The organism is Delftia sp. ZNC0008, from assembly GCF_000799035.1.
GTDB lineage: Bacteria > Pseudomonadota > Gammaproteobacteria > Burkholderiales > Burkholderiaceae_C > Comamonas > Comamonas tsuruhatensis.
Genome location: NZ_JTKZ01000365.1, coordinates 17,107 through 40,867, shown reverse-complemented (window position 1 = coordinate 40,867; position 23,761 = coordinate 17,107). Strand labels below are relative to the sequence as shown.

23 protein-coding genes are annotated in these 23,761 nt (G+C 64.8%); 22 read left to right on the top strand and 1 reads right to left on the bottom strand.

Annotated elements, in window-relative coordinates; translation table 11 throughout:
• Positions 1 to 9: 9 nt before the first annotated feature.
• The 20 genes from L995_RS12180 (at position 10) to L995_RS12085 (ending at position 21,566) form a co-directional block, all read left to right on the top strand.
• The gene (locus L995_RS12180; protein WP_016447557.1) at positions 10 to 693 is read left to right on the top strand and encodes a YfgM family protein; all 684 of its coding nucleotides are present in this window, start codon (positions 10 to 12) and stop codon (positions 691 to 693) included.
• Between the two features lie 20 nt (positions 694 to 713).
• On the top strand, positions 714 to 1,871 hold the full coding sequence (gene bamB, locus L995_RS12175) for an outer membrane protein assembly factor BamB (protein WP_016447556.1): 1,158 nt from the start codon (positions 714 to 716) through the stop codon (positions 1,869 to 1,871).
• Positions 1,872 to 1,886: 15 nt separating this feature from the next.
• Positions 1,887 to 3,233, top strand: a complete 1,347-nt coding sequence (gene der / locus L995_RS12170) for a ribosome biogenesis GTPase Der (RefSeq protein WP_016447555.1) — start codon at positions 1,887 to 1,889, stop codon at positions 3,231 to 3,233.
• A 102-nt stretch (positions 3,234 to 3,335) separates the two neighbouring features.
• Positions 3,336 to 3,587, top strand: coding sequence for an RNA chaperone Hfq (gene hfq / locus L995_RS12165; RefSeq protein ID WP_012206813.1), 252 nt, complete (start codon positions 3,336 to 3,338; stop codon positions 3,585 to 3,587).
• Between the two features lie 67 nt (positions 3,588 to 3,654).
• Entirely contained in the window at positions 3,655 to 4,869 is a 1,215-nt protein-coding gene (gene hflX, locus L995_RS12160; RefSeq protein WP_016447554.1) for a GTPase HflX, read from the top strand.
• A 71-nt stretch (positions 4,870 to 4,940) separates the two neighbouring features.
• Positions 4,941 to 6,335: an FtsH protease activity modulator HflK gene (gene hflK, locus L995_RS12155; protein WP_016447553.1), complete on the top strand. Its 1,395-nt coding sequence runs from the start codon at positions 4,941 to 4,943 to the stop codon at positions 6,333 to 6,335.
• A 12-nt stretch (positions 6,336 to 6,347) separates the two neighbouring features.
• Entirely contained in the window at positions 6,348 to 7,238 is an 891-nt protein-coding gene (hflC, locus tag L995_RS12150) for a protease modulator HflC (protein ID WP_016447552.1), read from the top strand.
• A 201-nt stretch (positions 7,239 to 7,439) separates the two neighbouring features.
• A complete protein-coding gene (locus L995_RS12145; RefSeq protein ID WP_047472008.1) occupies positions 7,440 to 8,588 on the top strand; it encodes an ATP phosphoribosyltransferase regulatory subunit in 1,149 nt (382 codons plus the stop codon).
• 39 nt (positions 8,589 to 8,627) lie between these two features.
• Complete coding sequence (locus tag L995_RS12140; protein ID WP_016451293.1) at positions 8,628 to 10,004, top strand: adenylosuccinate synthase; 1,377 nt, start codon at positions 8,628 to 8,630, stop codon at positions 10,002 to 10,004.
• A 43-nt stretch (positions 10,005 to 10,047) separates the two neighbouring features.
• A complete protein-coding gene (locus L995_RS12135; RefSeq protein ID WP_047472007.1) occupies positions 10,048 to 10,572 on the top strand; it encodes a phosphoribosyltransferase in 525 nt (174 codons plus the stop codon).
• A 152-nt stretch (positions 10,573 to 10,724) separates the two neighbouring features.
• Complete coding sequence (locus L995_RS12130; RefSeq protein ID WP_047326700.1) at positions 10,725 to 11,996, top strand: YncE family protein; 1,272 nt, start codon at positions 10,725 to 10,727, stop codon at positions 11,994 to 11,996.
• Positions 11,996 to 12,814 (top strand): polysaccharide deacetylase family protein, encoded by an 819-nt coding sequence (locus tag L995_RS12125; protein WP_047472006.1) that lies wholly within the window; start codon positions 11,996 to 11,998, stop codon positions 12,812 to 12,814. Before L995_RS12130 ends, L995_RS12125 begins: the two co-directional genes overlap by 1 nt.
• 39 nt (positions 12,815 to 12,853) lie before the next feature.
• Complete coding sequence (locus tag L995_RS12120; RefSeq protein WP_013801177.1) at positions 12,854 to 13,834, top strand: sterol desaturase family protein; 981 nt, start codon at positions 12,854 to 12,856, stop codon at positions 13,832 to 13,834.
• A gap of 15 nt (positions 13,835 to 13,849) precedes the next feature.
• Positions 13,850 to 14,749 (top strand): EI24 domain-containing protein, encoded by a 900-nt coding sequence (locus tag L995_RS12115; RefSeq protein ID WP_016447546.1) that lies wholly within the window; start codon positions 13,850 to 13,852, stop codon positions 14,747 to 14,749.
• Positions 14,746 to 15,564: a competence/damage-inducible protein A gene (locus L995_RS12110; protein WP_047472004.1), complete on the top strand. Its 819-nt coding sequence runs from the start codon at positions 14,746 to 14,748 to the stop codon at positions 15,562 to 15,564. The genes L995_RS12115 and L995_RS12110 overlap by 4 nt, the downstream gene beginning before the upstream one ends.
• A 225-nt stretch (positions 15,565 to 15,789) precedes the next feature.
• Entirely contained in the window at positions 15,790 to 17,205 is a 1,416-nt protein-coding gene (gene glnA / locus L995_RS12105; protein WP_016447544.1) for a type I glutamate--ammonia ligase, read from the top strand.
• Positions 17,206 to 17,385: 180 nt separating this feature from the next.
• Entirely contained in the window at positions 17,386 to 17,889 is a 504-nt protein-coding gene (locus L995_RS12100) for a hypothetical protein (RefSeq protein ID WP_047472003.1), read from the top strand.
• A gap of 30 nt (positions 17,890 to 17,919) precedes the next feature.
• Positions 17,920 to 18,996 carry a nitrogen regulation protein NR(II) gene (glnL, locus tag L995_RS12095; RefSeq protein ID WP_016447543.1) on the top strand — a complete coding sequence of 359 codons (1,077 nt, stop codon included), beginning with the start codon at positions 17,920 to 17,922 and terminating at the stop codon, positions 18,994 to 18,996.
• Between the two features lie 45 nt (positions 18,997 to 19,041).
• Positions 19,042 to 20,610, top strand: a complete 1,569-nt coding sequence (gene ntrC / locus L995_RS12090; protein ID WP_047472001.1) for a nitrogen regulation protein NR(I) — start codon at positions 19,042 to 19,044, stop codon at positions 20,608 to 20,610.
• A 143-nt stretch (positions 20,611 to 20,753) separates the two neighbouring features.
• On the top strand, positions 20,754 to 21,566 hold the full coding sequence (locus L995_RS12085; protein ID WP_227472451.1) for a hypothetical protein: 813 nt from the start codon (positions 20,754 to 20,756) through the stop codon (positions 21,564 to 21,566).
• 15 nt (positions 21,567 to 21,581) lie between these two features.
• Here the strand turns inward: L995_RS12085 and xth are convergent, their stop codons facing one another.
• Positions 21,582 to 22,358 carry an exodeoxyribonuclease III gene (gene xth, locus L995_RS12080; RefSeq protein ID WP_047472000.1) on the bottom strand — a complete coding sequence of 259 codons (777 nt, stop codon included), beginning with the start codon at positions 22,356 to 22,358 and terminating at the stop codon, positions 21,582 to 21,584.
• A gap of 25 nt (positions 22,359 to 22,383) precedes the next feature.
• On the opposite strand from xth, the gene L995_RS34330 reads away from it, so the two are divergent.
• Positions 22,384 to 22,569: a hypothetical protein gene (locus L995_RS34330; protein WP_231574414.1), complete on the top strand. Its 186-nt coding sequence runs from the start codon at positions 22,384 to 22,386 to the stop codon at positions 22,567 to 22,569.
• Positions 22,570 to 22,690: 121 nt separating this feature from the next.
• On the top strand, positions 22,691 to 23,746 hold the full coding sequence (locus L995_RS12075) for a fimbrial protein (protein ID WP_156136049.1): 1,056 nt from the start codon (positions 22,691 to 22,693) through the stop codon (positions 23,744 to 23,746).
• Positions 23,747 to 23,761: the final 15 nt, after the last annotated feature.

Sequence of the window (23,761 nt, the reverse complement as noted above, 5' to 3'; positions counted from 1 at the left end):
AGGCGATTCATGGCAAACCATTTCGATCTCGAAGAACAAGAGCAGATAGAGCAGCTCAAGCATTTCTGGAATACCTGGGGCACGTTGATCACGGGTGTGCTCGTGGTCATCTTTGTCGGCTTTGCCGGCTGGAATGGCTACCAGTACTGGGAAAAGCGCCAGGCCACCCAGGCTGCCGCTCTGGCGCATGCCGTCGATGTGGCGCTGTCAGGCAAGGATGCGGCGCGCGCCGGCCAGGCCTTTGCCGATCTCAAGGACAAGTACGCCGGCACCACGCAGGCAGCCCAGGCCGGCCTGCTGCTGGCCAAGGCTGCAGTGGACGAAGGCAGGCTCGATGATGCCAAGGCAGCCCTGACCTGGGTGGCCGACAAGGGCGACGAAGGCTACAAGGCCCTGGCCAAGCTGCGCCTGAGCGCCGTGCTGGAGCAGCAAAAGCAGTACGACGAAGCCCTGAAGGCGCTGGATGGCAGCATGCCCGAATCCTTCGCCGGCATCGTGGCCGACCGCCGCGGCGACATTCTTGCGGCCCAGGGCAAGACGGCCGAGGCCATCGACGCCTACCAGCGCGCCCATGCGCTCCTGGACAAGGGCGTGGACTACGGACGCCTGATCGAATTCAAGCTCAACGCCCTGGGCGCCACGCCCACCGTGCTGGCACAGGCCAAGACTTCGACCTCGGAGAAGCAACCTTGAAAACTTCGGCAGATCAACTGATGGCAATCTCGCGCCCGCGTGGCGTTGCGCGCTGGATGGCTCTGGGCCTGCTGGCCGGTGCCTTGGGCGGCTGCTCCACGGTCTCCTCGTGGTTCAGCAGCGACACCAAGCCCAAGCCCAAGGAACTGGGGGCCAACCCCGGCCTGCTGGCAGTGCACCAGGCCTGGACGGCCAAGCTGGGCGCCGAAGTGCCACTGGCCACCGACATCCATGTGCAGGGTGACACGCTGCTGATCGCGGCCAAGGACGGCAGCGTCACGGCCCTCGATGCGCGCAATGGCAGCCAGCTGTCGCGCTTCACCGTTGGCGAGCCGCTGACTGCCGGCGTGGGCGGCGACGCCCAGCGCCAGGCCGTGCTCACGCGCAGCAACCAGGTCATCGTCTACTCGCAAGGCAAGCAGCTGTGGAAGCAGCCGCTGCCCGCAGCCGCCTACACGCCGCCGCTGGTGGCGGGCGGCCGCGTCTTCGTGCTGGCGGCCGACCGCTCGCTGGCCGCATTCGATGCCGCCAATGGCCGCAAGCTGTGGACCGCGCAGCGCCCTGGCGAACCGCTGGTGCTGCGCCAGCCCGGCGTTCTGATCGCCGTGGGCAACACCCTGGTGGCCGGCCTGTCGGGCCGCATGGTGGGCATCGATCCCGACACGGGTGCCGTGCGCTGGGAGGCCCCGCTGGCCAGCCCGCGCGGCACCAATGACGTGGAGCGCCTGGTGGACCTCGTCGGCCGCGTCAGCCGTGTCGGCGACAGCGTCTGCGCGCGCGCCTTCCAGGCTGCCGTGGGCTGTGTGGATACGCAAAATGCATCGGTGCGCTGGACCCAGCCGTCCAAGGGTGCCGACGGCATCGACGGCGATGGCGAGACCGTGTTCGGCGCCGAAAGCAATGGCACCGTCCAGGCCTGGCGCCGCGGCGACGGCTCGCGCGTGTGGTCCATCGACCAGTTGCAGCACCGCCGCCTGACGGCGCCGTTGATGCTGGGCCGTTCGGTGGTGTTTGGTGATGACTATGGTGTGGTGCACCTGCTGTCCAAGACGGACGGACAGGCGCTGGCACGATTGAAGACGGACGACTCCGGTGTGGCCTCGCCCCCGGTATCGGCTGCCAATACGCTGGTGGTGGTAAGCCGCAGCGGAACTGTGTACGGCTTCCGGCCGGATTGATAGGTATTTTCGGGAATGAAGCCAGTTATTGCCCTGGTAGGGCGACCCAATGTGGGCAAATCGACGCTGTTCAATCGGCTGACCAAGTCGAGGGATGCAATCGTCGCGGATTTCGCGGGCCTCACGCGTGACCGCCACTATGGACAGGGCCGCCAGGGCAAGCACGAATACATCGTGATCGACACCGGCGGCTTCGAGCCTGATGCATCCAGCGGCATCTTCAAGGAGATGGCGCGCCAGACGCAGCAGGCCGTGGCCGAGGCAGACGTCGTGGTCTTCGTCGTCGATGCGCGCCTGGGCATGTCTGCCCAGGACCATGACATCGCCAAGTACCTGCGCCGCCTGGGCAAGCCCTGCGTGCTCGTGGCCAACAAGGCCGAGGGCATGAAGGAAGGCGTGCAGCTGACCGAGTTCTACGAACTGGGCCTGGGCGAAGTGCTGCCGGTTTCCGCCGCGCACGGACAGGGTGTGCGCGGCCTGGTCGACCTGGCCCTGGGCCAGCTCAACCTGCCCGAACCCGAGGAAGACGACCCCTTCGACGATGTGGCCCAGAAGCCCATCCGCCTCACCGTGGCCGGTCGCCCCAACGTCGGCAAGTCCACGCTGATCAACACCTGGCTGGGCGAGGAGCGACTGGTCGCCTTCGACATGCCGGGCACCACGCGCGATGCCATCTCCGTGCCCTTCGAGCGCGCCGGCCAGAAGTTCGAACTCATCGACACAGCAGGCCTGCGCCGCAAGGGGCGGGTGTTCGAGGCCATCGAGAAGTTCTCCGTCGTCAAGACGCTGCAGGCCATCGAGAGCGCCAACGTCGTGCTGCTGCTCATCGATGCCACGCAGGGCGTGACCGATCAGGATGCGCACATTGCCGGCTACGTGCTGGAAAGCGGCCGCGCCGTGGTGCTGGCCGTGAACAAATGGGATGCGGTGGACGACTACCAGCGCCAGATGCTGGAGCGCTCGATCGAGACGCGCCTGTCCTTCCTGAAGTTCGCTCCCATGCACTTCATCTCGGCCGAGAAGCGCCAGGGCCTGGGTCCGCTGTGGAACTCCATCATCCAGGCGCACAAGGCAGCCACCTGCAAGATGCCCACGCCGGTGCTCACGCGCCTGCTGATGGAAGCCGTGCAGTTCCAGACGCCCAAGAAGACAGGCATCTACCGACCCAAGATGCGTTACGCGCACCAGGGCGGCATGAACCCGCCGGTCATCGTCATACACGGCAATTCGCTCGAGCATGTGACGGAGGCCTACAAGCGCTTCCTCGAAGGGCGGTTCCGCAAGGAATTCAATTTGGTCGGCACGCCGTTGCGGATCGAGTTGAAAACCTCTCATAATCCTTTCGCCGACAAGGACAAATAACAAGCCACGGAATTTGGGGAAAACCCTTGTGCAGACAGGGGGCCCAAAACACTGTGGTAAGGTGTCGGTTTACAACAACACTCTTCGAACACGGAGAATATCGTGAGCAACAAAGGCCAACTCCTCCAAGACCCGTTCCTGAACGCGCTGCGCCGCGAACATGTGCCGGTGTCCATCTACCTCGTCAACGGCATCAAGCTGCAAGGCCAGATCGAATCCTTCGACCAGTACGTGGTTCTGCTTCGCAACACCGTCACCCAGATGGTTTACAAGCACGCCATCTCCACCATTGTTCCCGGCCGCGCCGTGAACTTCTCCACGGCCGAAGCTGCCGGCAGCGACGCCAGCGCTTGAGCTCGCTGCGCCCTGATGCCTCCCCGCACAGCCGGGGAGCTTCCTCACCCTTCGGGAGAGGTTTTTCTTGAGTTCTGAATCTTTTGACCGGTCCACGCCAACGCCAGTGCTGCTGGTGGGCGTGGATTTCGGCTTTCCCCATTTCGATGGCGAGTTGGAAGAGCTGGGCCTGCTGGCCGGCACGGCCGGCCTGCGTCCCGTTGCACGCCTGACCTGCAAGCGCAAGGTGCCCGATGCGGCGCTGTTCGTGGGCAGCGGCAAGGCCGACGAAATCCGCATGCTCGCCCAGATGCACGGTGCCCAGGAAGTGCTGTTCGACCAGGCCCTGAGCCCGGCCCAGCAGCGCAATCTGGAGCGCCATCTGCAGATGCCGGTCAACGACCGCACCCTGTTGATCCTGGAGATCTTCGCCCAGCGCGCCCGCAGCCATGAAGGCAAGCTGCAGGTGGAGCTGGCGCGCCTGCAATACGTGGCCACGCGCCTCGTGCGCCGCTGGACCCACCTGGAGCGCCAGATGGGCGGCATCGGCGGGCGCGGCGGCCCTGGCGAAAAGCAGATCGAGCTGGATCGCCGCATGATCGACGAATCGATCAAGCGCACCAAGGAGCGGCTGCTGAAGGTCAAGAAGCAACGCGCCACGCAGCGCCGCCGGCGCGAGCGCCATGGCATCTTCAACATCTCGCTGGTCGGCTACACCAATGCCGGCAAATCCACGCTGTTCAACGCGCTGGTGAAGGCGCGGGCCTATGCGGCCGACCAGTTGTTCGCCACGCTGGACACGACCACGCGCCAGCTGTATTTGAACGAGGCCCGGCAATCGGTGTCCCTGTCGGACACCGTGGGCTTCATCCGCGACCTGCCGCACGGGCTGGTCGATGCATTCCAGGCCACGTTGCAGGAGGCGATCGATGCCGATCTTCTGCTGCATGTGGTTGACGCCTCCAATCCGAATTTCCCGGAACAAATCCAACAAGTCCAGAAAGTTCTGAAGGAAATCGGTGCCCAGGAGGTGCCTCTGGTACTGGTTTTCAACAAGCTCGATGCCGTCGATGAAGAGCGGCTTCCAGCGCAGTTGCAGGACCAGTACGAGCTTGACGGGCTACCTGTTTCACGGGTGTTTGTCAGCGCCCGCTCCGGTGAGGGGCTGCCGCAGCTGCGGCAGCTGCTGGCCGACCACGCACTGCGCGCAGAAGCGGAATACGCCGAAGCGCATGGTGGTGAAGAGCGGGGCGAAGGGGAGGTGGATGGCGCGATGCCCCCTGGGCAGGACGCCGAATACTAGGGGCTAGCGCCCTGATTGGGCAAAATGCCGATTGGGTCCCTGTCTTTACCGAAGAAACCGAGACTTCTCGCATGAATCTTTCACAACGCGCCCATCGCTGGGCGATGCTGCCGCAGCGCCTTCGCGGGATGTTCAACCTGAATGATCCGCGCTGGGGACGTGGCGACGACAAGAACGACGATGCCTCGCGCCCCGATGCCGACCGTCCCGCTGCGCCGCCGCCTGCGGAACCCGCACGCGACAACCGCGACAGCCGTGACAACCGTCCCTCCTCGGGTGGGGGTGGCCAGCCGCCGGATCTGGACGAGCTGTGGCGTGACCTCAACCGCAAGCTTTCGGGCCTGTTCGGGGGCAAGCCGGGCGGTGGCCGCGGGCAGCCGCCCGTGCGCAATGGCGGTGGCAGCCAGCCGCCGGACATGCGCAGTGCTGGCATGGGCGTGGGCCTGATTGCCGGCATTGCCTTCATCATCTGGATGGGCACGGGCATCTTCATCGTCCAGGAAGGCCAGCAGGCCGTCATCACCCAGTTCGGCAAGTACAAGAGCACGGTGGGTGCCGGCATCAACTGGCGCCTGCCGTACCCGATCCAGCGCCATGAACTGGTGTTCGTGACGCAGATCCGCTCGGCCGACGTGGGGCGCGACACCATCATCAAGAGCACGGGCCTGCGCGAGTCGGCCATGCTCACCGAGGACGAGAACATCGTCGAGATCAAGTTCGCCGTCCAGTACCGTCTGAGCGACGCGCGTGCCTGGCTGTTCGAGAGCAAGAACCCGTCCGAGGCCGTGGTCCAGGCCGCCGAGACCGCCGTGCGCGAAGTCGTCGGCAAGATGAAGATGGATACGGCGCTGGCCGAGGAGCGAGACCAGATCGCGCCGCGCGTGCGCGACCTGATGCAGACCATCCTGGACCGCTACAAGGTGGGCGTGGAAGTCGTGGGCATCAACCTGCAGCAAGGCGGCGTGCGTCCGCCCGAGCAGGTGCAGGCCGCCTTCGACGACGTGCTGCGTGCCGGCCAGGAGCGCGAGCGCGCCAAGAACGAAGCCCAGGCCTATGCCAACGACGTGGTGCCCCGCGCAGCCGGCTCGGCGGCACGCCTGCTGGAAGAGGCCAATGGCTACAAGGCCCGCATCGTGGCCCAGGCCCAGGGTGATGCGCAGCGCTTCAGCTCGGTGTTCACCGAGTACCAGAAGGCGCCCCAGGTCACGCGCGACCGCATGTATCTGGAAACCATGCAGCAGATCTACGGCAACGTGACCAAGGTGCTGGTGGAATCGCGCCAGGGCTCCAACCTGCTGTACCTGCCGCTGGACAAGATCATGCAAGGCGTGAGCGGCAATGTGCCGGCAGCCGATGGCTCGGCTGCCCCCAGCACCCAGGCGCCTGCGCCTGCCGCCATTCCCGGCCTTTCGAACGATGCGCGCAGCCGCGACAGCAGTCGCAGCCGTGACCGCGAAGCACGCTGAGGAGCAGCCCAAGTGAACCGAGTTGGATTTTTCATCACCAGCATTCTTCTGGCGCTGGCGCTGCTCAGCTCCATGCTGTTCGTCGTCGATCAACGCCAGTTCGGCGTGGTCTATGCCCTGGGTCAGATCAAGGAAGTGATCACCGAGCCGGGCCTGAACATCAAGATGCCGCCGCCGTTCCAGAACGTGCGCTACATCGACAAGCGCCTGCTCACACTGGACAGCACCGACACCGAGCCCATGCTCACTGCCGAAAAGCAGCGCGTGGTCATCGACTGGTACGTGCGCTGGCGCATCTCCGATCCGTCGGAGTACATCCGCAACGTGGGCCTGGATGAGTCGGCCGGTGCCATGCAGCTCAACCGCGTGGTGCGCAACGCCTTCCAGGAGGAAATCAACCGCCGCACCGTGCGCGAGCTTCTGTCCAGCAAGCGCGACGCGCTGATGAACGACGTCAAGCGCGAAGTGCTGGAGACCGTGCGCGGCGCCAAGCCCTGGGGCGTGGACGTGGTCGACGTGCGCATCACGCGCGTGGACTATGCCGAGACCATCACGGAATCGGTCTATCGCCGCATGGAGGCCGAACGCAAGCGCGTGGCCAACGAGCTGCGCTCCACCGGCGCCGCCGAAGGCGAGAAGATCCGCGCCGAGGCCGATCGCCAGCGCGAGATCACCATCGCCAACGCCTACCGCGATGCCCAGAAGCTCAAGGGCGAGGGCGATGCGGAAGCCGCCCGCACCTATGCCGACGCCTTTGGCAAGGACCCGCAGTTCGCGCAGTTCTACCGCAGCCTGGAGGCCTACAAGTCCAGCTTTGCCAAGAAGAGCGACGTGCTTGTGCTCGATCCTTCGCAGACCGACTTCTTCAAGGCCTACCGCAACGGCGGCAGCTCTGGAAAGTAAGAACGCCTGAGCGGCAACGCGGCCCGGCCCATGCACGGCGCCCCTGTTGGGGCGCCGTTTTTTCTTGCGCTGCCGCTGGCGCCCGCACACCGAATCGATTCGGAATACCGAACGCTCCTCGCGGGCCTTGGGACACCCCCAATTTGGGCTGGCCCGCAACAGCCGGTAGAATCACGTTTTTAACAGCCTCCCCCTTTTTCCATGTCTGCTTGGGTCCTGCCGGATCACATCGCCGATGTCTTGCCTTCCGAGGCCCGGCACATCGAAGAATTGCGTCGAGGCCTGCTCGATACCGCACGTGGCTATGGCTATGAACTGGTCATGCCGCCCATGCTGGAATACCTCGAATCCCTGCTCACCGGCACAGGGGAGGCGCTGGACCTGCAGACCTGCAAGCTCATCGACCAGTTGACGGGCCGCACCATGGGTCTGCGTGCCGATACCACGCAGCAGGTGGCTCGCATCGACGCCCATCTGCTCAACCGCAAGGGCCTCACGCGCCTGTGCTACTGCGGCCCCGTCGTCCATGCCCGCCCTGACCGCCCCCGCACCACGCGTGAGCCGCTGCAGTTCGGTGCCGAAATCTACGGCCACCAGGGCATGGAAGCCGACCTGGAGGCACTGCACCTGGCGCTGGACTGCCTGCGCAGCGCAGGCGTCACCGACATCAACGTCGATCTGGCCGATGTGCGCATCGTGCGCAGCCTGCTGGCTGGCGTGATGGTGGACATGCAGGTGCTGCGCGGCGTGCATGCCGCGCTGGCCGCCAAGGATGCGAGCGAACTCGAGCGCCTCACCCGGGACTTCCCCGTCGCCTCGCGCGAAGGCCTGATGGCCTTGCTGCAGCTGTACGGCGGCATCGAGGTGCTGGACCGCGCCGAGAAGCTGCTGGCGCGCACGGCAGGCGTGCAGCCTCTGCTGGACCAGCTGCGCTGGCTGGCCCAGCGCCTGGAAGGCGTGAACGTGAGCTTTGATCTGGCCGATCTGCGCGGCTATGCCTACTACAGCGGCACGCGCTTCGCCATCTATGTTCCGGGTGCCAGCGACGCGCTGGTGCGCGGCGGCCGTTATGACGAGGTGGGCGCGGTCTTCGGCCGCAACCGGCCCGCCGCCGGCTTCAGCCTGGACATCAAGCAGCTCGTGGCCGTTGTGCCCGAGCGCCCGCTCAAGGCTGCCATCCGTGCGCCCTGGGGCGACGATCCCCAGGTGGCAGCCGCCATCGCGGCATTGCGCCGGCAGGGCGAGACCGTGGTCTGCGTGCTGCCAGGCCATGAAAGCGAAGTGGACGAGTTCCACTGCGACCGTGAGCTCGTGCAGGTTGCCGGGCAGTGGGCCGTGCAAGCCATCTGACGCATTTGTCAATTTCTTCGGATTTCATCGGATTTGAATATGAAAGCTACCAAAGGTCGCAACGTGGTCGTGGTCGGCACCCAGTGGGGTGACGAAGGCAAGGGCAAGCTGGTGGACTGGCTGACCGAAAGCGCCCAGGGCGTGGTCCGCTTCCAGGGTGGCCACAATGCGGGCCACACGCTGGTCATCAATGGTGTGAAGACCGCGCTGCACCTGATTCCCAGCGGCATCATGCGCCCCGGCGTGAAGTGCTATATCGGCAACGGCGTGGTGCTGTCGGCCGCCAAGCTGTTCGAGGAAATCGAAGGCCTGGAGAAGGCCGGCGTTCAAGTGCGCGACCGCCTGCGCGTGTCCGAAGCCTGCCCGCTGATCCTGCCTTTCCACTCGGCGCTGGACGTGGCGCGCGAAGCGGCGCGGGAGCAGGGCGGCACCGAGAAGATCGGCACCACCGGCCGTGGCATCGGCCCCGCCTACGAAGACAAGATTGCCCGCCGCGCACTGCGCGTGCAGGACCTCAAGTACCCCGAGCGCTTTGCCACCAAGCTGCGCGAACTGCTGGCCCTGCACAACCACATCCTGGTCAACGTGCTGGGCTCGAAGAACTTCACCTTCGGTGACGCGCTCAAGCCGTACATCAAGGATGGCGAAGTCCAGTTCGACGCCGTGTACGAAGAAGCCATGCGCCATGCCGAGCAGCTTTTGCCCATGATGGCCGACGTCTCGCGCGAGCTGAACGCCGCGCACGCCGAAGGCGCCAACCTGCTGTTCGAAGGCGCGCAGGGCACGCTGCTGGACGTGGACCACGGCACCTATCCCTACGTCACCTCGTCCAACTGCGTCGCCGGCAATGCGGCTGCAGGCTCGGGCGTGGGCCCCGGCATGCTGCACTACATCCTGGGCATCACCAAGGCCTACTGCACCCGCGTGGGCGGCGGTCCTTTCCCCACCGAACTGGATTGGGAAAAGGAAGGCACGCCAGGCTGGCACATGAGCACCGTGGGCGCCGAAAAGGGTGTGACCACCGGTCGCTCGCGCCGCTGCGGCTGGTTCGACGCCGCGCTGCTCAAGCGCAGCGCCCAGGTCAACGGCCTGTCGGGCCTGTGCATCACCAAGCTCGACGTGCTCGACGGCCTGCAGGAACTGCTGCTGTGCGTGGGCTACGAGCTCGATGGCGAGAAGATCGACCTGCTGCCCATGGGCGCCGACGAGATCGCCCGCTGCAAGCCCATCTATGAATCCATCCCCGGCTGGACCGATTCCACCGTGGGCGTGACCGACTACGACAAGCTGCCGGCCAATGCCCGCCGCTATCTGGAGCGCATCGAGGAAGTGACGGGCGTGCCCATCGCCATGGTTTCGACCAGCCCCGACCGGGATCACACCATCCTGATGCAAAACCCCTACGCCGCCCAGTGAACTGCTGGCGTTTGAACCCCAAGATTGAACCAGGAGCCATTCCATGCTGACGGAAGACGGTCAACACCTGTATGTGAGCTACGACGAATACCACGGACTGATCGAAAAGCTCGCGATCAAAGTGCACCAGTCCGGCTGGGAATTCGACACCATTCTCTGCCTGGCCCGTGGCGGCCTGCGTCCCGGTGACATGCTCAGCCGCATCTTCGACAAGCCGCTGGCCATCATGTCCACCAGCTCCTACCGCGCCGAAGCCGGCACGGTGCAGGGCCATCTGGACATCGCGCGCTTCATCACCACGCCCAAGGGCGAGATTGCCGGCCGCGTGCTGCTGGTCGATGACCTGGCCGATTCGGGCCACACGCTGAATGCCGTGATCGCCATGCTCAAGACCAACTATCCGCCGATCACCGAGCTGCGCAGCGCCGTGATCTGGACCAAGGGCCTGTCCGCGTTCACGCCTGACTACTCGGTGGACTACCTGCCGACCAACCCCTGGATCCACCAGCCTTTCGAGCACTACGACACGCTGCGTCCCGAAAAGCTCCTGGAAAAGTGGAAGATCTGAGAGCCGTTGCGCTTTCAAGGTCCTTGCCTGCAAAGGGAGCCAACCGGCTCCCTTTGTCGTTGTGGCCTGCGTTTTCATGCGTTGTCGTCATGCCTTGATGCAAGTCATGGGTTGGCGCGCTTGTCGCGATATCTCGGGCCAACGTCGCGTAAATGTCGGTTTTTTGCACAGCTTCAAAAGCCGATGCCCTAGAGCGTCCGAGGGCTGAATGGCGCGGCTACACTGCGCAGATTCTCAGAAGGTGGTGCTTTGTGAAACGTCTTTCCGTCGGGCGCTTGGGCGCGGCTGTGGCTTTGGTTGTGGGCGGCGGTGCGCTGGCCTGGCTGGCCGTGGCGTCCCTGCCCGGATCCAAATCGGCCCGTGCGGCCTCAGCCACGCCTGCAGCCGTCCAGGCGCAGGCTGCATCGGCTCAGGCCGCTGCCGTTCCCGCCGCGCCTTCCGTGCCTGCGGCCTCTGCTGCCCCGGTAGCGCCTGTTGCGCCTGTTGCGCGTGTCACGCCGCCGCCGCAGACCCAGGGCCCCACGCCCATCTTCGTGCTCAACTCGCTCGATGCCAACATCAGCATCGTGGACCCGGTCACCTGGCAGGAGACGGCCCGCATTCCCACGGGCAAGGAGCCGCACCACCTCTACCTCACGCCTGACGAGAAATCGCTGGTCGTGGCCAATGCGCTGGGCGATACCCTGACCCTGGTCGATCCGCGCACGGGCGAGGTGCAGCGCGTGATCCGCGACATCATCGACCCCTATCACCTGCGCTTCAGCCCGGACATGAAGTGGTTCGTCACGGCGGCCAACCGCCTCAACCACATCGACATCTACCGCTGGGATGGCCAGAACCCGCAGTTGGTCAAGCGCGTGCCCACGGGCAAGACGCCCAGCCATCTCTGGATCGATGCCAGGAGCACGACCATCTATTCCACCATGCAGGACAGCGATGCCCTGGTGGCCATCGACATCGCCACGCAGACCATCAAGGCCCGCGTGCCCACCGGCCCCATGCCGGCCGATCTCTATGGCAGCCCGGACGGCACCAAGCTGTTCATCGGCCTGACCGGCAGCGATGGCGTGGAAGTGTTCGACATCACCGGCCCCGAGCCGCGCAGCGTGGCCCGCATCAAGACAGCCGCTGGCGCCCATGCCATGCGTGCCGCCGGCGATGGCCGCCACCTGTATGTGAGCAACCGCGTGGCCAACACCATCAGCAAGATCGACATGCAGACCAACCAGGTCGTGGCCAGCTACCCGGCCCCGGGAGGCCCGGACTGCATGGACGTTTCCGCCGACGGCCGCTACCTGCTGGTCAGCTCGCGCTGGGCGCGCAAGCTGTCGGTGATCGACACCGTCGAAAAGAAGGTGGTCCAGCAGGTCAAGGTCGGCAAGTCGCCCCACGGTGTCTGGACACTGGCCCACGCGCAGCGCTGATGGACCGCAGACTCTTTGCGCAATCGCTGGCTGGCGCCGCCGCCTTCAGCCTGCTGCGCCCCGCGATGGCCGCAGGGCAGGGCACGGGCTGCGCCAAGACCGTGTACCTGACGTTCGACACGGGCCACATGGGCATTGCCGACCTGGTGGCCGAGGTGCTCAAGCGCCATGGCGTACCAGTGACCTTCTTTGCCGCCAACGAGCGCACGCAGCAAGGCGACGGCAGCCTGGGCGAGACCTGGGCGCCCTGGTGGCGCGCGCGCGCTGCCGAAGGCCATGAATTCGCCTCGCACACCTACGACCACATGTACTGGCGCGGTGATCTGCGCGCCTCGAAGAACGGGCCGGTCACGGGTTTTCGCGTGCGCCCTTCGGCAGGGCCTCGCGCCAACGAGAACTTCACGGTCGATGCGGCAGGCTATTGCGACGAGATCCGCCGATCCGCACAGCGGCTGCAGCAGATCACCGGGCGCAAGCCTCTGCCGCTGTTCCGTGCGCCCGGCGGCAAGACCTCGCCCGCGCTGCTGGATGCCGCGCGGCAGGGGGGCTACATGCATGTGGGCTGGGCCAGCGCGGGTTTTCTGGGCGATGAGCTGCCCAGCGACCGCTACCCGAATGCGCAGCTGCTGGCCCAGGCGCTCAAGAACATCCGCAGCGGAGACATCCTGCTGGCCCATCTGGGCATCTGGTCACGCAAGGACCCCTGGGCACCGGCCGTGCTGGAACCTTTGATCACGGGCCTGCTCAAGCAGGGGTTCTGTTTCCGCACGCTGCGGGAGCATCCCGACTATCGGGATTGGATAGCAAAATTCGCATGACGTCCGCGCGCGCAGCGCGGCGGGCGATGGGAGCGTGGTGTGGACTGGTGGATTCAGTGGTTCGGTAATGCGCAGCAGCGCCTGTTCGAGGGCGTTGTCCAGCCTGTGCTCTTTTGGCTGGGACAGGCCAGCCTGCTGGAGGATGCCTACGACGCCACAGGCTGGCTGCTGGTGGGCCTGCTGCAGATCTTCATCATGGTGGCCGTGATCGCGCCGCTGCAGTACTGGCGGCCCGTCGAGCCCGTCACCGACCGGCGCGCCATCCACGTGGACATCATCTACACCGTGGTCCACCGGCTGGGCCTGTTCCGGCTGGCCCTGTTCTTCACGCTGGACCCGCTGTGGGACGAGCTCATGGGCCGCCTGCATGTCTGGGGGCTGCCGAGCTTTCACCTCGACGGCGTGTGGCCCGGCGTCACCGACCTGGCCTGGGTCAGCCTGATCATCTACCTGCTGGCCTTCGACTTCCTCGACTACTGGATACACCGGGGCCAGCACAGCATCGGCTGGTGGTGGAAGCTGCATGCGCTGCACCACTCGCAGCGCCAGATGACGGTCTGGAGCGACAACCGCAATCACCTGCTCGACGATGTGATCCGCGACACCATCATCGTGCTCGTGGCCCAGCTCATCGGCGTGGCTCCAGGCCAGTTCGTGGCCATCGTGGCCTTCACCCAGCTCAGCGAGAGCTTCCAGCATGCCAACCTACGCGTCTGGTTCGGCACCATCGGCGAGCGGCTGTGGATCAGCCCGCGCTTTCACCGCCGCCACCACGCCATCGGCATTGGCCACGAGCCCATGGCGCCCGTGCGCAACAAGAAGGCGCATGGCAACAACTTCGGCGTGCTCCTGCCCTGGTGGGACATGCTGTTCGGCACCGCCAATTTCGAGCTGCGCTTCGATCCCACCGGCGTGCGCGACCAGGTCCAGCCCAATGCCCAGGGCCAGCTGCGCGACTACGGCCAGGGCTTTTGGGCCCAGCAATGGCGTGGGTTCCTAAGGTTGATGGGTCGCGCTTGAGGCTGGGCTCGGGGTATGCTTGCCGGCATGGGCTTGCTACTCGATTCCTTCTGGCGTGCGACGGCGTATTGCCTGCATAAGCGGGTGATTGCATGGTCGCTGTTTCCCCTGCTCTTCATGGCCATCACGGCCTGGCTGCTGGGTTACTTCTTCTGGGCCGATGCCGTGGTCTGGACGGAAGGAGTCCTGCAGGGCGTGGGCTGGCTGCACACGGTCTGGTCCTGGATGGGCGTGCAATCGCTGCCCGAGCTGGTGGCGCCGGTGCTGGTCGTGCTCTCGGTCACGCCGGTGCTGGTCGTGGTCTCGCTGCTGCTGGTGGCGCTGTTCATGACGCCGGCCCTGGTCGAGCTGGTGGCGCAACGGCGCTTTCCGGCACTCGAGCGCAGGCAGGGTGCCACCCTGATCGGCAGCCTGCTGTGGTCGGCCGGCTCCTCGCTGATCGCCCTGATCGCGTTGCTGGTATCGGTTCCATTGTGGTTCGTGCCTCCCCTGGTGGTGGTGATCCCCCCGCTGATCTGGGGCTGGCTGACCTACCGCGTCATGGCCTTCGACGCGCTGTCTGCCCACGCCAGCAAGCCAGAACGCCGCAGCCTGTTCCTGCGCCACCGCCTGGCGCTGATGCTCATGGGCGTGGTCTGTGGCTACCTGGGGGCGGCTCCGGCCATTGTCTGGGCCTCGGGCGTGGTCTTCGTTGCAGCCTTCTGGATACTGATTCCGGTGGCCATCTGGATCTATGCGCTGATCTTCGCCTTCTCCTCGCTGTGGTTTGCCCATTTCTGCCTGGCGGCGCTGCAGCGCATGCGCGAGGAGGAGCCGGCGCTGCCCGAAGCACCCATCATTCCCTACGCTCCCGACGCGCCGCAAGGCTCCGGCACAGCCCCTGTTCCCCCCACCCCGCAAGAAAAGACCACATGACCCTTCAAGTTGGCGCACTCATCATCGGAGACGAAATCCTGTCGGGCAAGCGTGCCGACAAGCACCTTCCCAAGCTGATCGAACTGCTGGGCGCGCGTGGCCTGTCCCTGGCCCATGCCGAGTACGTGGGCGATGACAGGGCGCGCATCACCGACGCCCTGCGCAGCGCCTTCGCATCGCAGGCCGTGGTCTTCAGCTTTGGCGGCATAGGCGCCACCCCCGACGACCACACGCGCCAATGCGCGGCCGAGGCCCTGGGCGTGCCGCTGGCACTGCACCCGGAAGCCGTGGCCCTGATCCGCGAGCGCATGCGCGATGTGGCCACCGAAGAAGGCAAGCCCTACGAACCCCAGCGCGCCGACAACCTGCACCGGCTGCAGATGGGCAACTTCCCCGAAGGCGCGCGCATCATCCCCAACGTCTACAACAAGATCCCGGGCTTTTCCTGTTCGGGCGCCAGCGGCACGGTGCACTTCGTGCCCGGCTTCCCGGTCATGGCCTGGCCCATGGTCGAGTGGGTGCTGGAGCAGCGCTATGCCAAGCATTTCCACAGCACGGTGCAGCGGGAGCATTCGGTCATCGTCTACGGCGGAATGGAGGCCACGCTGACGCCGCTGATGGTGGCCATAGAGCGCGACCACCCGGGCGTCAAGGTGTTCAGCCTGCCCAGCGTGGATGATTCCAACCACGGCCGGCACATAGAACTTGGTGTCAAGGGCGAAGCTGGTGCCGTCACCAAGGCCTGGCCCACGCTGCTGGAAGGCTTGCACTCATTTGGTGCAATTCTTGGCCCTGAATTGGTGCGCAATATCTGATTTGCGGCCCTTCATCCAAATCTGCACCGATTTGGTGAGTGGGTACTCGGGCCGGGCCAGGCTGCAATGTCATCCACAACGCCCACGCAAGGCGGCAGAATCACGGGGCTGGCGCGCCAAGCAGGTGCCAGTCTGCGGGCATGCACTCAATGGATGCAGCCTGGCACGCAAACTGCTTAAGAGTATTTATCTTTTTTGATCAGCCAGATTGGCAGGAGAGATCTGATGGCAAAGACCGTTGCAGACGTGTTGAACATGGTGAAGGAGAACGAGGTCAAATTCGTGGACCTTCGTTTTACGGACACCCGTGGCAAGGAGCAGCACGTCACGGTGCCGGTGTCGCACTTCGACGAAGACAAGTTCACCTCGGGCCACGCCTTCGACGGCTCGTCGGTGGCAGGCTGGAAGGGCATTGAAGCATCGGACATGCAACTGATGCCCGATCCCGCCACCGCGAACATCGACCCCTTCTTTGAAGAGACCACGCTGTTCCTGCAGTGCGATGTGATCGAACCCGGCGATGGCAAGGCCTACGACCGCGATCCCCGCTCGGTGGCCAAGCGTGCCGAAGCCTATCTGAAGGCCTCGGGCCTGGGCGATACCGCCTACTTCGGTCCCGAACCTGAATTCTTCATCTTCGACGGCGTGCGCTGGAACACCGAACCCGGCAGCACCTTCTACGAAATCGAAGAGTACGAAGCCCCCTGGAATTCCGGCGCCAAGTTCGAGTCCGGCAACCGCGGCCACCGTCCGCGCAACAAGGGCGGCTACTTCCCCGTGCCGCCCGTGGACAGCACCCAGGACCTGCGCGCCGAGATGGTGCTGCTGCTCGAGCAGCTGGGCATTCCCGTCGAAGTGTTCCACCACGAAGTGGCTGGCGCCGGCCAGAACGAGATCGGCACCAAGTTCTCGACCCTGGTGGAGCGCGCCGACTGGACACAGGTCATGAAGTACGTGATCTGGAACGTGGCCAACACCTACGGCAAGACCGCCACCTTCATGCCCAAGCCCTATCCGGGCGACAACGGCTCCGGCATGCACGTGCACCAGTCCGTCTGGAAGGATGGCAAGAACCTGTTCGCAGGTGACGGCTATGCCGGCCTGTCCGACTTCGCGCTGTACTACATCGGCGGCATCATCAAGCACGCCCGTGCCCTGAACGCCATCACCAACCCCGGCACCAACAGCTACAAGCGCCTGGTGCCCGGCTTCGAGGCTCCGGTCAAGCTGGCCTACTCGGCCAAGAACCGCTCGGCATCGATCCGCATCCCCTACGTGGCCAACCCCAAGGGCCGCCGCGTCGAGGCACGCTTCCCCGATCCGCTGATGAACCCCTACCTGGGCTTCTCGGCCCTGCTGATGGCAGGTCTGGACGGCGTGGAAAACAAGATCCATCCCGGCGAAGCCGCGACCAAGGATCTGTACCACCTGCCCCCGGAAGAGGACAAGCTGGTGCCCACGGTCTGCCACAGCCTGGACCAGGCCCTGGAAGCACTGGACGCAGACCGTTCGTTCCTGACCAAGGGCGGCGTGTTCTCGGACAGCATGCTCGATGCCTACATCGAGCTGAAGATGGGCGAAGTGACCCGTTACCGTCAGGCCGTGCACCCGGTCGAGTACGACATGTACTTCTCGCTGTAAGGCGGGTCGGCAAAAAGGCGGCGCAAGCCGCCTTTTTTGCTTTCGGCCAGGACCTGGGTATGCTGGGCGCGGAACCAAAAGGGGTTGGCCCGCTCAAGAAATGACGTCCAGCCCGGAAGATGGAGCGATACTTGCCCGGACAAGCCGGGCCCTTCCGATCTGGCTACCCGAGGGAATGGAATGAAGAAACTGTTTGTGTCACTGCTGCTGCCCCTGCTGTCGGTGGGAGCCTGGTGCCAGGACGTGATCTACCGCTGCGGCAACGAGTACACCAACAACGTCAGCCAGGCCAAGGCCAAGGACTGCAAGCCGGTGGACGGCGGGCATGTGACGGTGATCCATGGCGGCAGCAAGCCGGCGGCCTCGGGCGGCGGCCAGGCGCCGCGCACCTCCGCCGCTCCTGCGGCAGGATCGCCCGCTCCGGCCAAGGTCAACAGCAGCGCCCAGAAGGCCCGCGACTCCGATGCGCGGACCATCCTCGAAAGCGAGCTGGCCCGCGCCCAGGAGAAGCTGACACAGCTGCGTCAGGAGTACAACGATGGCAATCCCCAGCGCACCGCATTGGAGTTGCGCAATCCCCAGGGCTATCTGGAACGTGTCGAGCAGCTCAAGAGCAGCATCTCGCGGCAGGAAGGCGATGTCGCCGGCATCCGCCGCGAACTGGATCGACTTCCCAAGAACTGACGGGCCCGAGCGGCCCATGCGAGCCCGGCCATGATCCAGGACGACCGGCCGGCGCCCCCGGCCTCCTATCAGGCGCTTGATCTGCTGTGCACGCTGATGACCGTGCTCGACGAGCAAGGCGCCGTGCTTTTCGCCAACGCGGCCCTTGAGAACGCACTGGGCCTGTCGCGCCGCATGCTCGAAGGCAGCGAGCTGGCTGCCTGCTTCACCGAGCCGGCCTTGCTGGACAAGGCCTTGCGCGGCGCCCAGGACAACGACTTCGCTGCCCTGCGCTTCGAGGCCAGCCTGCACCGCGTGGGGGGCGATGCGCTTCCTGTGCACGTCACGGTTTCCCTGGCCGAGCGGCCCGGCCATGTGCTGGTGGAGTTTTGGCCGCTGGAGCAGCAGGCCCGTCAGGACCGCGAGGAGCGTTTGCGCGAGCAGGCCCAGGCGCACAAGGAGCTGATCCGCAACCTGGCCCACGAGATCAAGAACCCGCTGGGCGGCATCCGTGGCGCGGCCCAGTTGCTGCAGATGGATCTGGACGCGCCCGAGCTGCGCGAGTACACCGAAGTCATCATCCACGAGGCCGACCGTCTGCAGGCGCTGGTCGACCGGCTGCTGGCGCCGCACCGCCATCCGCACGAGGTCGGTGACGTCAACATCCACGAAGTCTGCGAGCGCGTGCGTTCGCTGGTGCTGGTCGAGCATCCTGCAGGGCTGACCATTACGCGCGACTACGACATCTCCATTCCCGAGTTCCGGGGCGACAGCGCACAGCTGATCCAGGCCGTGCTCAACATCGTCCAGAACGCGGCGCAGGCCTTGCACGAACGCATCGCTGCCGGCGATGCCGAGATCATTTTGAGAACCCGTGTGGCGCGCCAGGTAACTTTTGGTCGCCAACGCTACCGGTTGGCATTGGAATTGCATGTGATCGACAACGGGCCAGGCGTTCCCGATGCCATCAAGGAGCGGATCTTCTATCCGCTGGTATCGGGAAGGGATGGCGGTTCGGGACTGGGGCTGACGCTGGCGCAGACCTTCGTGCAGCGCCACCAGGGGCTGATCGAATGTGAAAGCCAGCCGGGCCGCACGGATTTCCGCATCCTCATTCCCCTGCCTTGAGGCCCACGGAAGTCAACACTGCAACAAGGGAAGGAAGCACCACCAATGAAACCGATCTGGATCGTGGATGATGACCCTTCCATCCGCTTCGTGCTGGAAAAGGCACTGGGCCGGGAAGGCTGGGCAACGCGCAGCTTCGTTCAGGCGCGCGACGTGCTCACGGCACTGTCCGATGTCGATGCCAGCGACCCGGCGCGCCAGCCACCACAGGTGCTGGTCAGCGATATCCGCATGCCCGGCGGCTCCGGCCTGGAACTGCTCGAGCAGATCCGCGCCCAGCAGCCCGGCCTGCCCGTCATCATCATGACCGCGTACTCCGACCTGGACAGTGCCGTCTCGGCCTTCCAGCGCGGAGCCTTCGAGTACCTGCCCAAACCCTTCGACCTGCCCAAGGCGGTGGAACTCATCCGCCGCGCCGTCGAGGAAAGCCTGCGCGAGGACGTGGCCGAGGCACAGGCCCCGCTGCAGGCCGAGATGCTGGGCCAGGCGCCTGCCATGCAGGACGTGTTCCGCGCCATCGGCCGGCTCAGCCAGAGCCAGGTCACGGTGCTGGTCACGGGCGAGTCGGGCTCGGGCAAGGAACTGGTGGCGCGCGCGCTGCACAAGCACTCGCCCGTGGCGGGCGGCCCCTTCGTGGCCATCAACACCGCCGCCATCCCCAAGGACCTGCTGGAGTCCGAGCTGTTCGGCCACGAGCGCGGCGCCTTCACGGGCGCACAGACCCAGCGGCGCGGCCGCTTCGAGCAGGCCGAGGGCGGCACGCTCTTTCTCGATGAAATCGGCGACATGCCTTTCGACCTGCAGACGCGCCTGCTGCGTGTGCTGTCGGACGGGCATTTCTACCGTGTGGGCGGCCACCAGGCCGTCAAGGCCCATGTGCGCGTCATCGCCGCCACCCACCAGGACCTGGAGCAGCGCGTGCGCAACGGCGCCTTCCGCGAGGATCTGTTCCACCGCCTCAACGTCATCCGCCTGCGCCTGCCCGCGCTGCGCGAGCGCAACGAAGACGTGCCCATGCTGGCACGCCACTTCCTGCAGCAAAGCGCGCGGCAGCTGGGCGTGGAGCCCAAGCGCATGGGGGTCGATGCCATGCAGCGGCTGCAGTCGTTCGCCTTTCCCGGCAACGTGCGCCAGCTGGAGAACATCTGCCACTGGCTGACCGTCATGGCGCCAGCACAGGTCATCTCGGTCAAGGACCTGCCTCCCGAGGTGCTGGGCGAGGCCGCGCCACCCGTGGGCGGCGGCAATGCCGGCGTGCCCGCACCGGTGATGCTGTCGCATGCGCCGGCCGTGGCGGAAGAGGGAGTGGGCCGCATCGCCATGCCAGCCCCGTCGCTGGCCCAGCCGCATGACGGGGGGCTGGCCACGTCCGACCTGGACTGGGTGCATCTGCTGGGGCAGCAGGCGCGCCAGCTGCTGGAGCACACCCAGGCCCAGGGGCATGGCGAGGTCTGGGACCAGCTGTCCCGCCGCTTCGAGGCGCAGTTGATCCGCTCGGCCCTGGCCGTCACCCACGGCCGCCGGGTCGAGGCCGCCCAGCGCCTGGGCATAGGCCGCAACACCATCACCCGCAAGCTGCAGGAGCTGGGCATGGACGAGGACGCCTTCGAGTAAGGCAAGCCGGCGGGCGGCCGGGCCCTTGCCTTGGCAAGGGTCCGGCTCCTACAGGCCGGCGCCCGGGGTGCTGACGGGCCGGGCCGCCCGGGCTTGGGACAATGGAGTCCTCTTCGCTGGAACGGCCTACGTCCCGACCTATCGTGCCCACAGTCCTCTCCAACCTCTGGCAAAAGGCCAAACCCGCCCGCCCGGGCGTGATGTACCCATCGACACCGCGCAAGCTCGGCGAGCCGGTCGATGCGTACTGGCATGACCGCTATTTCCTGGAGCCGTACTTCGTGCCGGGGCGCGGCTACGACCAATACCGGCCCGCCTATGCACTGGGCTGGAAGGCTTCCCTGTCGCCGGAACACGCGCAGCAGGATTTCGAGTCCGCAGAAGCCCGGCTGGAAGAACGCTGGGAGCAGGAACGGGGCGGCAGCCTGCTGCACTGGAACCAGGTGCGTGAGGCCGTGGAGGCCTCCTGGCTGCAGGCGCGCCGGCGCACGCCCGCACAGCCTGCGGCTTCCACGCTGGAACTGCAGACCACGGCGCTGCTCAATGCCGTGCTGGCCCTGGGTCGCCAGGCCCATGTCCGGTTGGGCGAATGCATGGATCCCATGCCCCAGGGACTGATAGGCCAGGTACTGGCGCGCCACTTCAATGCCAGCCAGGTCCTGGTCGATGACCTGGAACGCGCCATCGACGCCAACGGCGGCGTGGTGCTGCCCGTGCGCGACAGCCGTGCCGCACTGCGTCGCAACGCCTTCTGGGACGGGCTGCTGGGCAGGGAAGAGGGCGCGGACTACGTGCTGGACCAGGCCGAGTCCTGCCAGCAGCAATGGCTGAGCGCCTATGAGGCCGCCGAGCAGGCACGCCTGCCCAGGGCGCTCAGCGAGATTCTCCACCGCCAGTCCCTGATGCTGCGCGGCCATATCGAGGCCATCCACTGGCTGCGCCGCTACATGCTGTAGCGCAAGTCTGAAAGACTAGCCCAATGTCACGACGACCGGCGCATGGTCGCTGGGCTGAGGGTTCTTGCGCGGCGCGCGGTCCACGATGCAGGCGGTGACGCTGGGACGCAAGGCCTCGCTGACCAGGATGTGGTCGATGCGCAGGCCCCGGTTCTTCTGGAAACCCAGCATCCGGTAGTCCCACCACGAATAGCTTTTCTCGGGCTGGTCGAACATGCGGAAGGCATCGGTCAGGCCCAGCTGCAGCAGCGCCTGGAAATGCGTGCGCTCTTCCACCGTGTGGTGGATCGTGTCCTTCAGGCCGATGGGATCGTAGGAGTCGCGGTCCTCGGGCGCCACGTTGAAGTCGCCCACCAGCACCAGGCGCGGATGGGCTGCCATCTCGCTTTTCACCCAGTCCTGCAGCGCCTGCAGCCAGCGCATCTTGTAGGCGAACTTGTCTGTGCCCGGCGCCTGCCCATTCACGAAGTAGCCGTTGATCAGGCGCACCGGGCCGCCTTCGGCATCGAGGGTGGCGGCAATGATGCGTGCCTGCTCGTCATCCAGGCCCGGGATATTGCGCACCACGTCGTGCACCGGCGTGCGCGTCAGCCAGGCCACGCCGTTGTAGGTCTTCTGTCCATGGCTGACCGCGTGGTAGCCGGCCTCCTGCAGCGCCTGCAGCGGAAACTTGTCGTCGGTGAGCTTGAGTTCCTGCAGCGCCAGCGCATCGACAGGATTGGCCTGCAGCCAGGCCAGCACCTGCGGCAGGCGCACGGACAGGGAGTTGACGTTCCAGGTGGCGATTTGCATAAATAAATCCAATTAAATCAAATGATTGCGTGATTTTTCGATGGTTGCTCTTGTGGCGGTTGCCAGCCTGTTCACCCGAAAAATCATGCCCTTGCCGCAGCAGTCAGCCCCTATTTTGATGCGCGATTGCGCTTGGGTGTTTTTCAGGCGATTCGGCAGCGCGGCTGTCAGCCCTGGCTTCGGCCAGCATATCGGCATGCGGGGCTGTTGACGTGATGGGGCCTGCCTCGCCACGACCTTCATGGCACCGGGCAGACCTTGAATCAGATTGATCTGATTTCATCTCGGATGAAAGGTGTCTACGATTGAAAATTTGCCAAGGAAATGCGGCCTTGGAATTTTTTCATTATCCGGAGGTATTCAAAATGCATATATTCATAGGTGCTTTTTGCAGAATAAACAAGGCTGTCATGATATTTATTTTGGCAATGATGGCCACCTCCGCATGGTCCGCATGCGCAATTGAAAATGCAACTGATGGGTCAGGCTATTTCAAGTATGTGTTCAGTAATTTCAATCCTCCAGAATTCAATTCCAATGTGGCCAAGAATACGGTGATTTACTCAAAAACCGCTGTAGCGGTAATAAGTAATGGGCTTGGCGCTAGATTGATGAATTGTGTTCCATCGGTCACGGGCTATATTTTAGGTAAATCTACACCAGTCAATAATATATATCCGACGACAGTCGAGGGTATTGGCATGAGGGTTTCGACTAGATATGGTGCTGCGCCTGTAAGTGGTTTGGGGTATTCCAATCACCCCGGATCTTTTGCATATCCACTTATCGATGTCACAGTTGAGTTGATCAAGACCGCAGATGGCGATATCACTGCAGGTGGCGTGCTGGACAGCGATTTCCTGTACGAACGCGCGAATAATGCATTTGGCCAGATTCTCGCTCAATACAACTTTTCCTCGCCCGTCGTCGTCCGGCCCAAGGTGCCCACCTGTACCCCACAGGCGCCGGAGCCCGTGCGCATGGCCCAGACTGTCACTCAAAAACTCATCTCAATCGGCTCAACCGGTGCTCCCCGCTCCTTCCTCATCTCGTTGTTGTGCAAGGGCGGCATCCCAGGTTCGTTGACCAACGCCTATGTCACGCTTACGGATGTGGCAAATCCTGGAAATATCGGCAATGCTCTGACCCTGTCCAAAACCTCGGTGGCAAAAGGTGTGGGTGTGCAGATCCGCAAGGATGACCAGATACTGGGCTTTGGCCCGGACTCCAATGCCGCCGGCAACAGGAATCAATGGTTTGCAGGGGCTGTTGCCTACGGGCAGGCGCGGTTGGATATCCCGCTGACGGCGCGCTATGTCAAGACCGAAGAGAACGTGACCATAGGCAGTGCCAATGCGGCGGCGACCTTCACCATCAGCTGCCAGTAGTTCCCCCCTGATCCC

What these genes read in the sequence shown, in the direction of transcription:
- L995_RS12180 (WP_016447557.1), top strand. Translation starts at nt 10, where the DNA reads ATGGCAAACCATTTCGATCTCGAAGAACAAGAGCAGATAGAGCAGCTC.
- bamB (WP_016447556.1), top strand. Translation starts at nt 714, where the DNA reads ATGGCAATCTCGCGCCCGCGTGGCGTTGCGCGCTGGATGGCTCTGGGC.
- der (WP_016447555.1), top strand. Translation starts at nt 1,887, where the DNA reads ATGAAGCCAGTTATTGCCCTGGTAGGGCGACCCAATGTGGGCAAATCG.
- hflK (WP_016447553.1), top strand. Translation starts at nt 4,941, where the DNA reads ATGAATCTTTCACAACGCGCCCATCGCTGGGCGATGCTGCCGCAGCGC.
- L995_RS12145 (WP_047472008.1), top strand. Translation starts at nt 7,440, where the DNA reads ATGTCTGCTTGGGTCCTGCCGGATCACATCGCCGATGTCTTGCCTTCC.
- L995_RS12140 (WP_016451293.1), top strand. Translation starts at nt 8,628, where the DNA reads ATGAAAGCTACCAAAGGTCGCAACGTGGTCGTGGTCGGCACCCAGTGG.
- L995_RS12135 (WP_047472007.1), top strand. Translation starts at nt 10,048, where the DNA reads ATGCTGACGGAAGACGGTCAACACCTGTATGTGAGCTACGACGAATAC.
- L995_RS12130 (WP_047326700.1), top strand. Translation starts at nt 10,725, where the DNA reads ATGTCGGTTTTTTGCACAGCTTCAAAAGCCGATGCCCTAGAGCGTCCG.
- L995_RS12125 (WP_047472006.1), top strand. Translation starts at nt 11,996, where the DNA reads ATGGACCGCAGACTCTTTGCGCAATCGCTGGCTGGCGCCGCCGCCTTC.
- L995_RS12115 (WP_016447546.1), top strand. Translation starts at nt 13,850, where the DNA reads ATGCTTGCCGGCATGGGCTTGCTACTCGATTCCTTCTGGCGTGCGACG.
- L995_RS12110 (WP_047472004.1), top strand. Translation starts at nt 14,746, where the DNA reads ATGACCCTTCAAGTTGGCGCACTCATCATCGGAGACGAAATCCTGTCG.
- glnA (WP_016447544.1), top strand. Translation starts at nt 15,790, where the DNA reads ATGGCAAAGACCGTTGCAGACGTGTTGAACATGGTGAAGGAGAACGAG.
- L995_RS12100 (WP_047472003.1), top strand. Translation starts at nt 17,386, where the DNA reads ATGAAGAAACTGTTTGTGTCACTGCTGCTGCCCCTGCTGTCGGTGGGA.
- glnL (WP_016447543.1), top strand. Translation starts at nt 17,920, where the DNA reads ATGATCCAGGACGACCGGCCGGCGCCCCCGGCCTCCTATCAGGCGCTT.
- ntrC (WP_047472001.1), top strand. Translation starts at nt 19,042, where the DNA reads ATGAAACCGATCTGGATCGTGGATGATGACCCTTCCATCCGCTTCGTG.
- xth (WP_047472000.1), bottom strand. Translation starts at nt 22,358, where the DNA reads ATGCAAATCGCCACCTGGAACGTCAACTCCCTGTCCGTGCGCCTGCCG.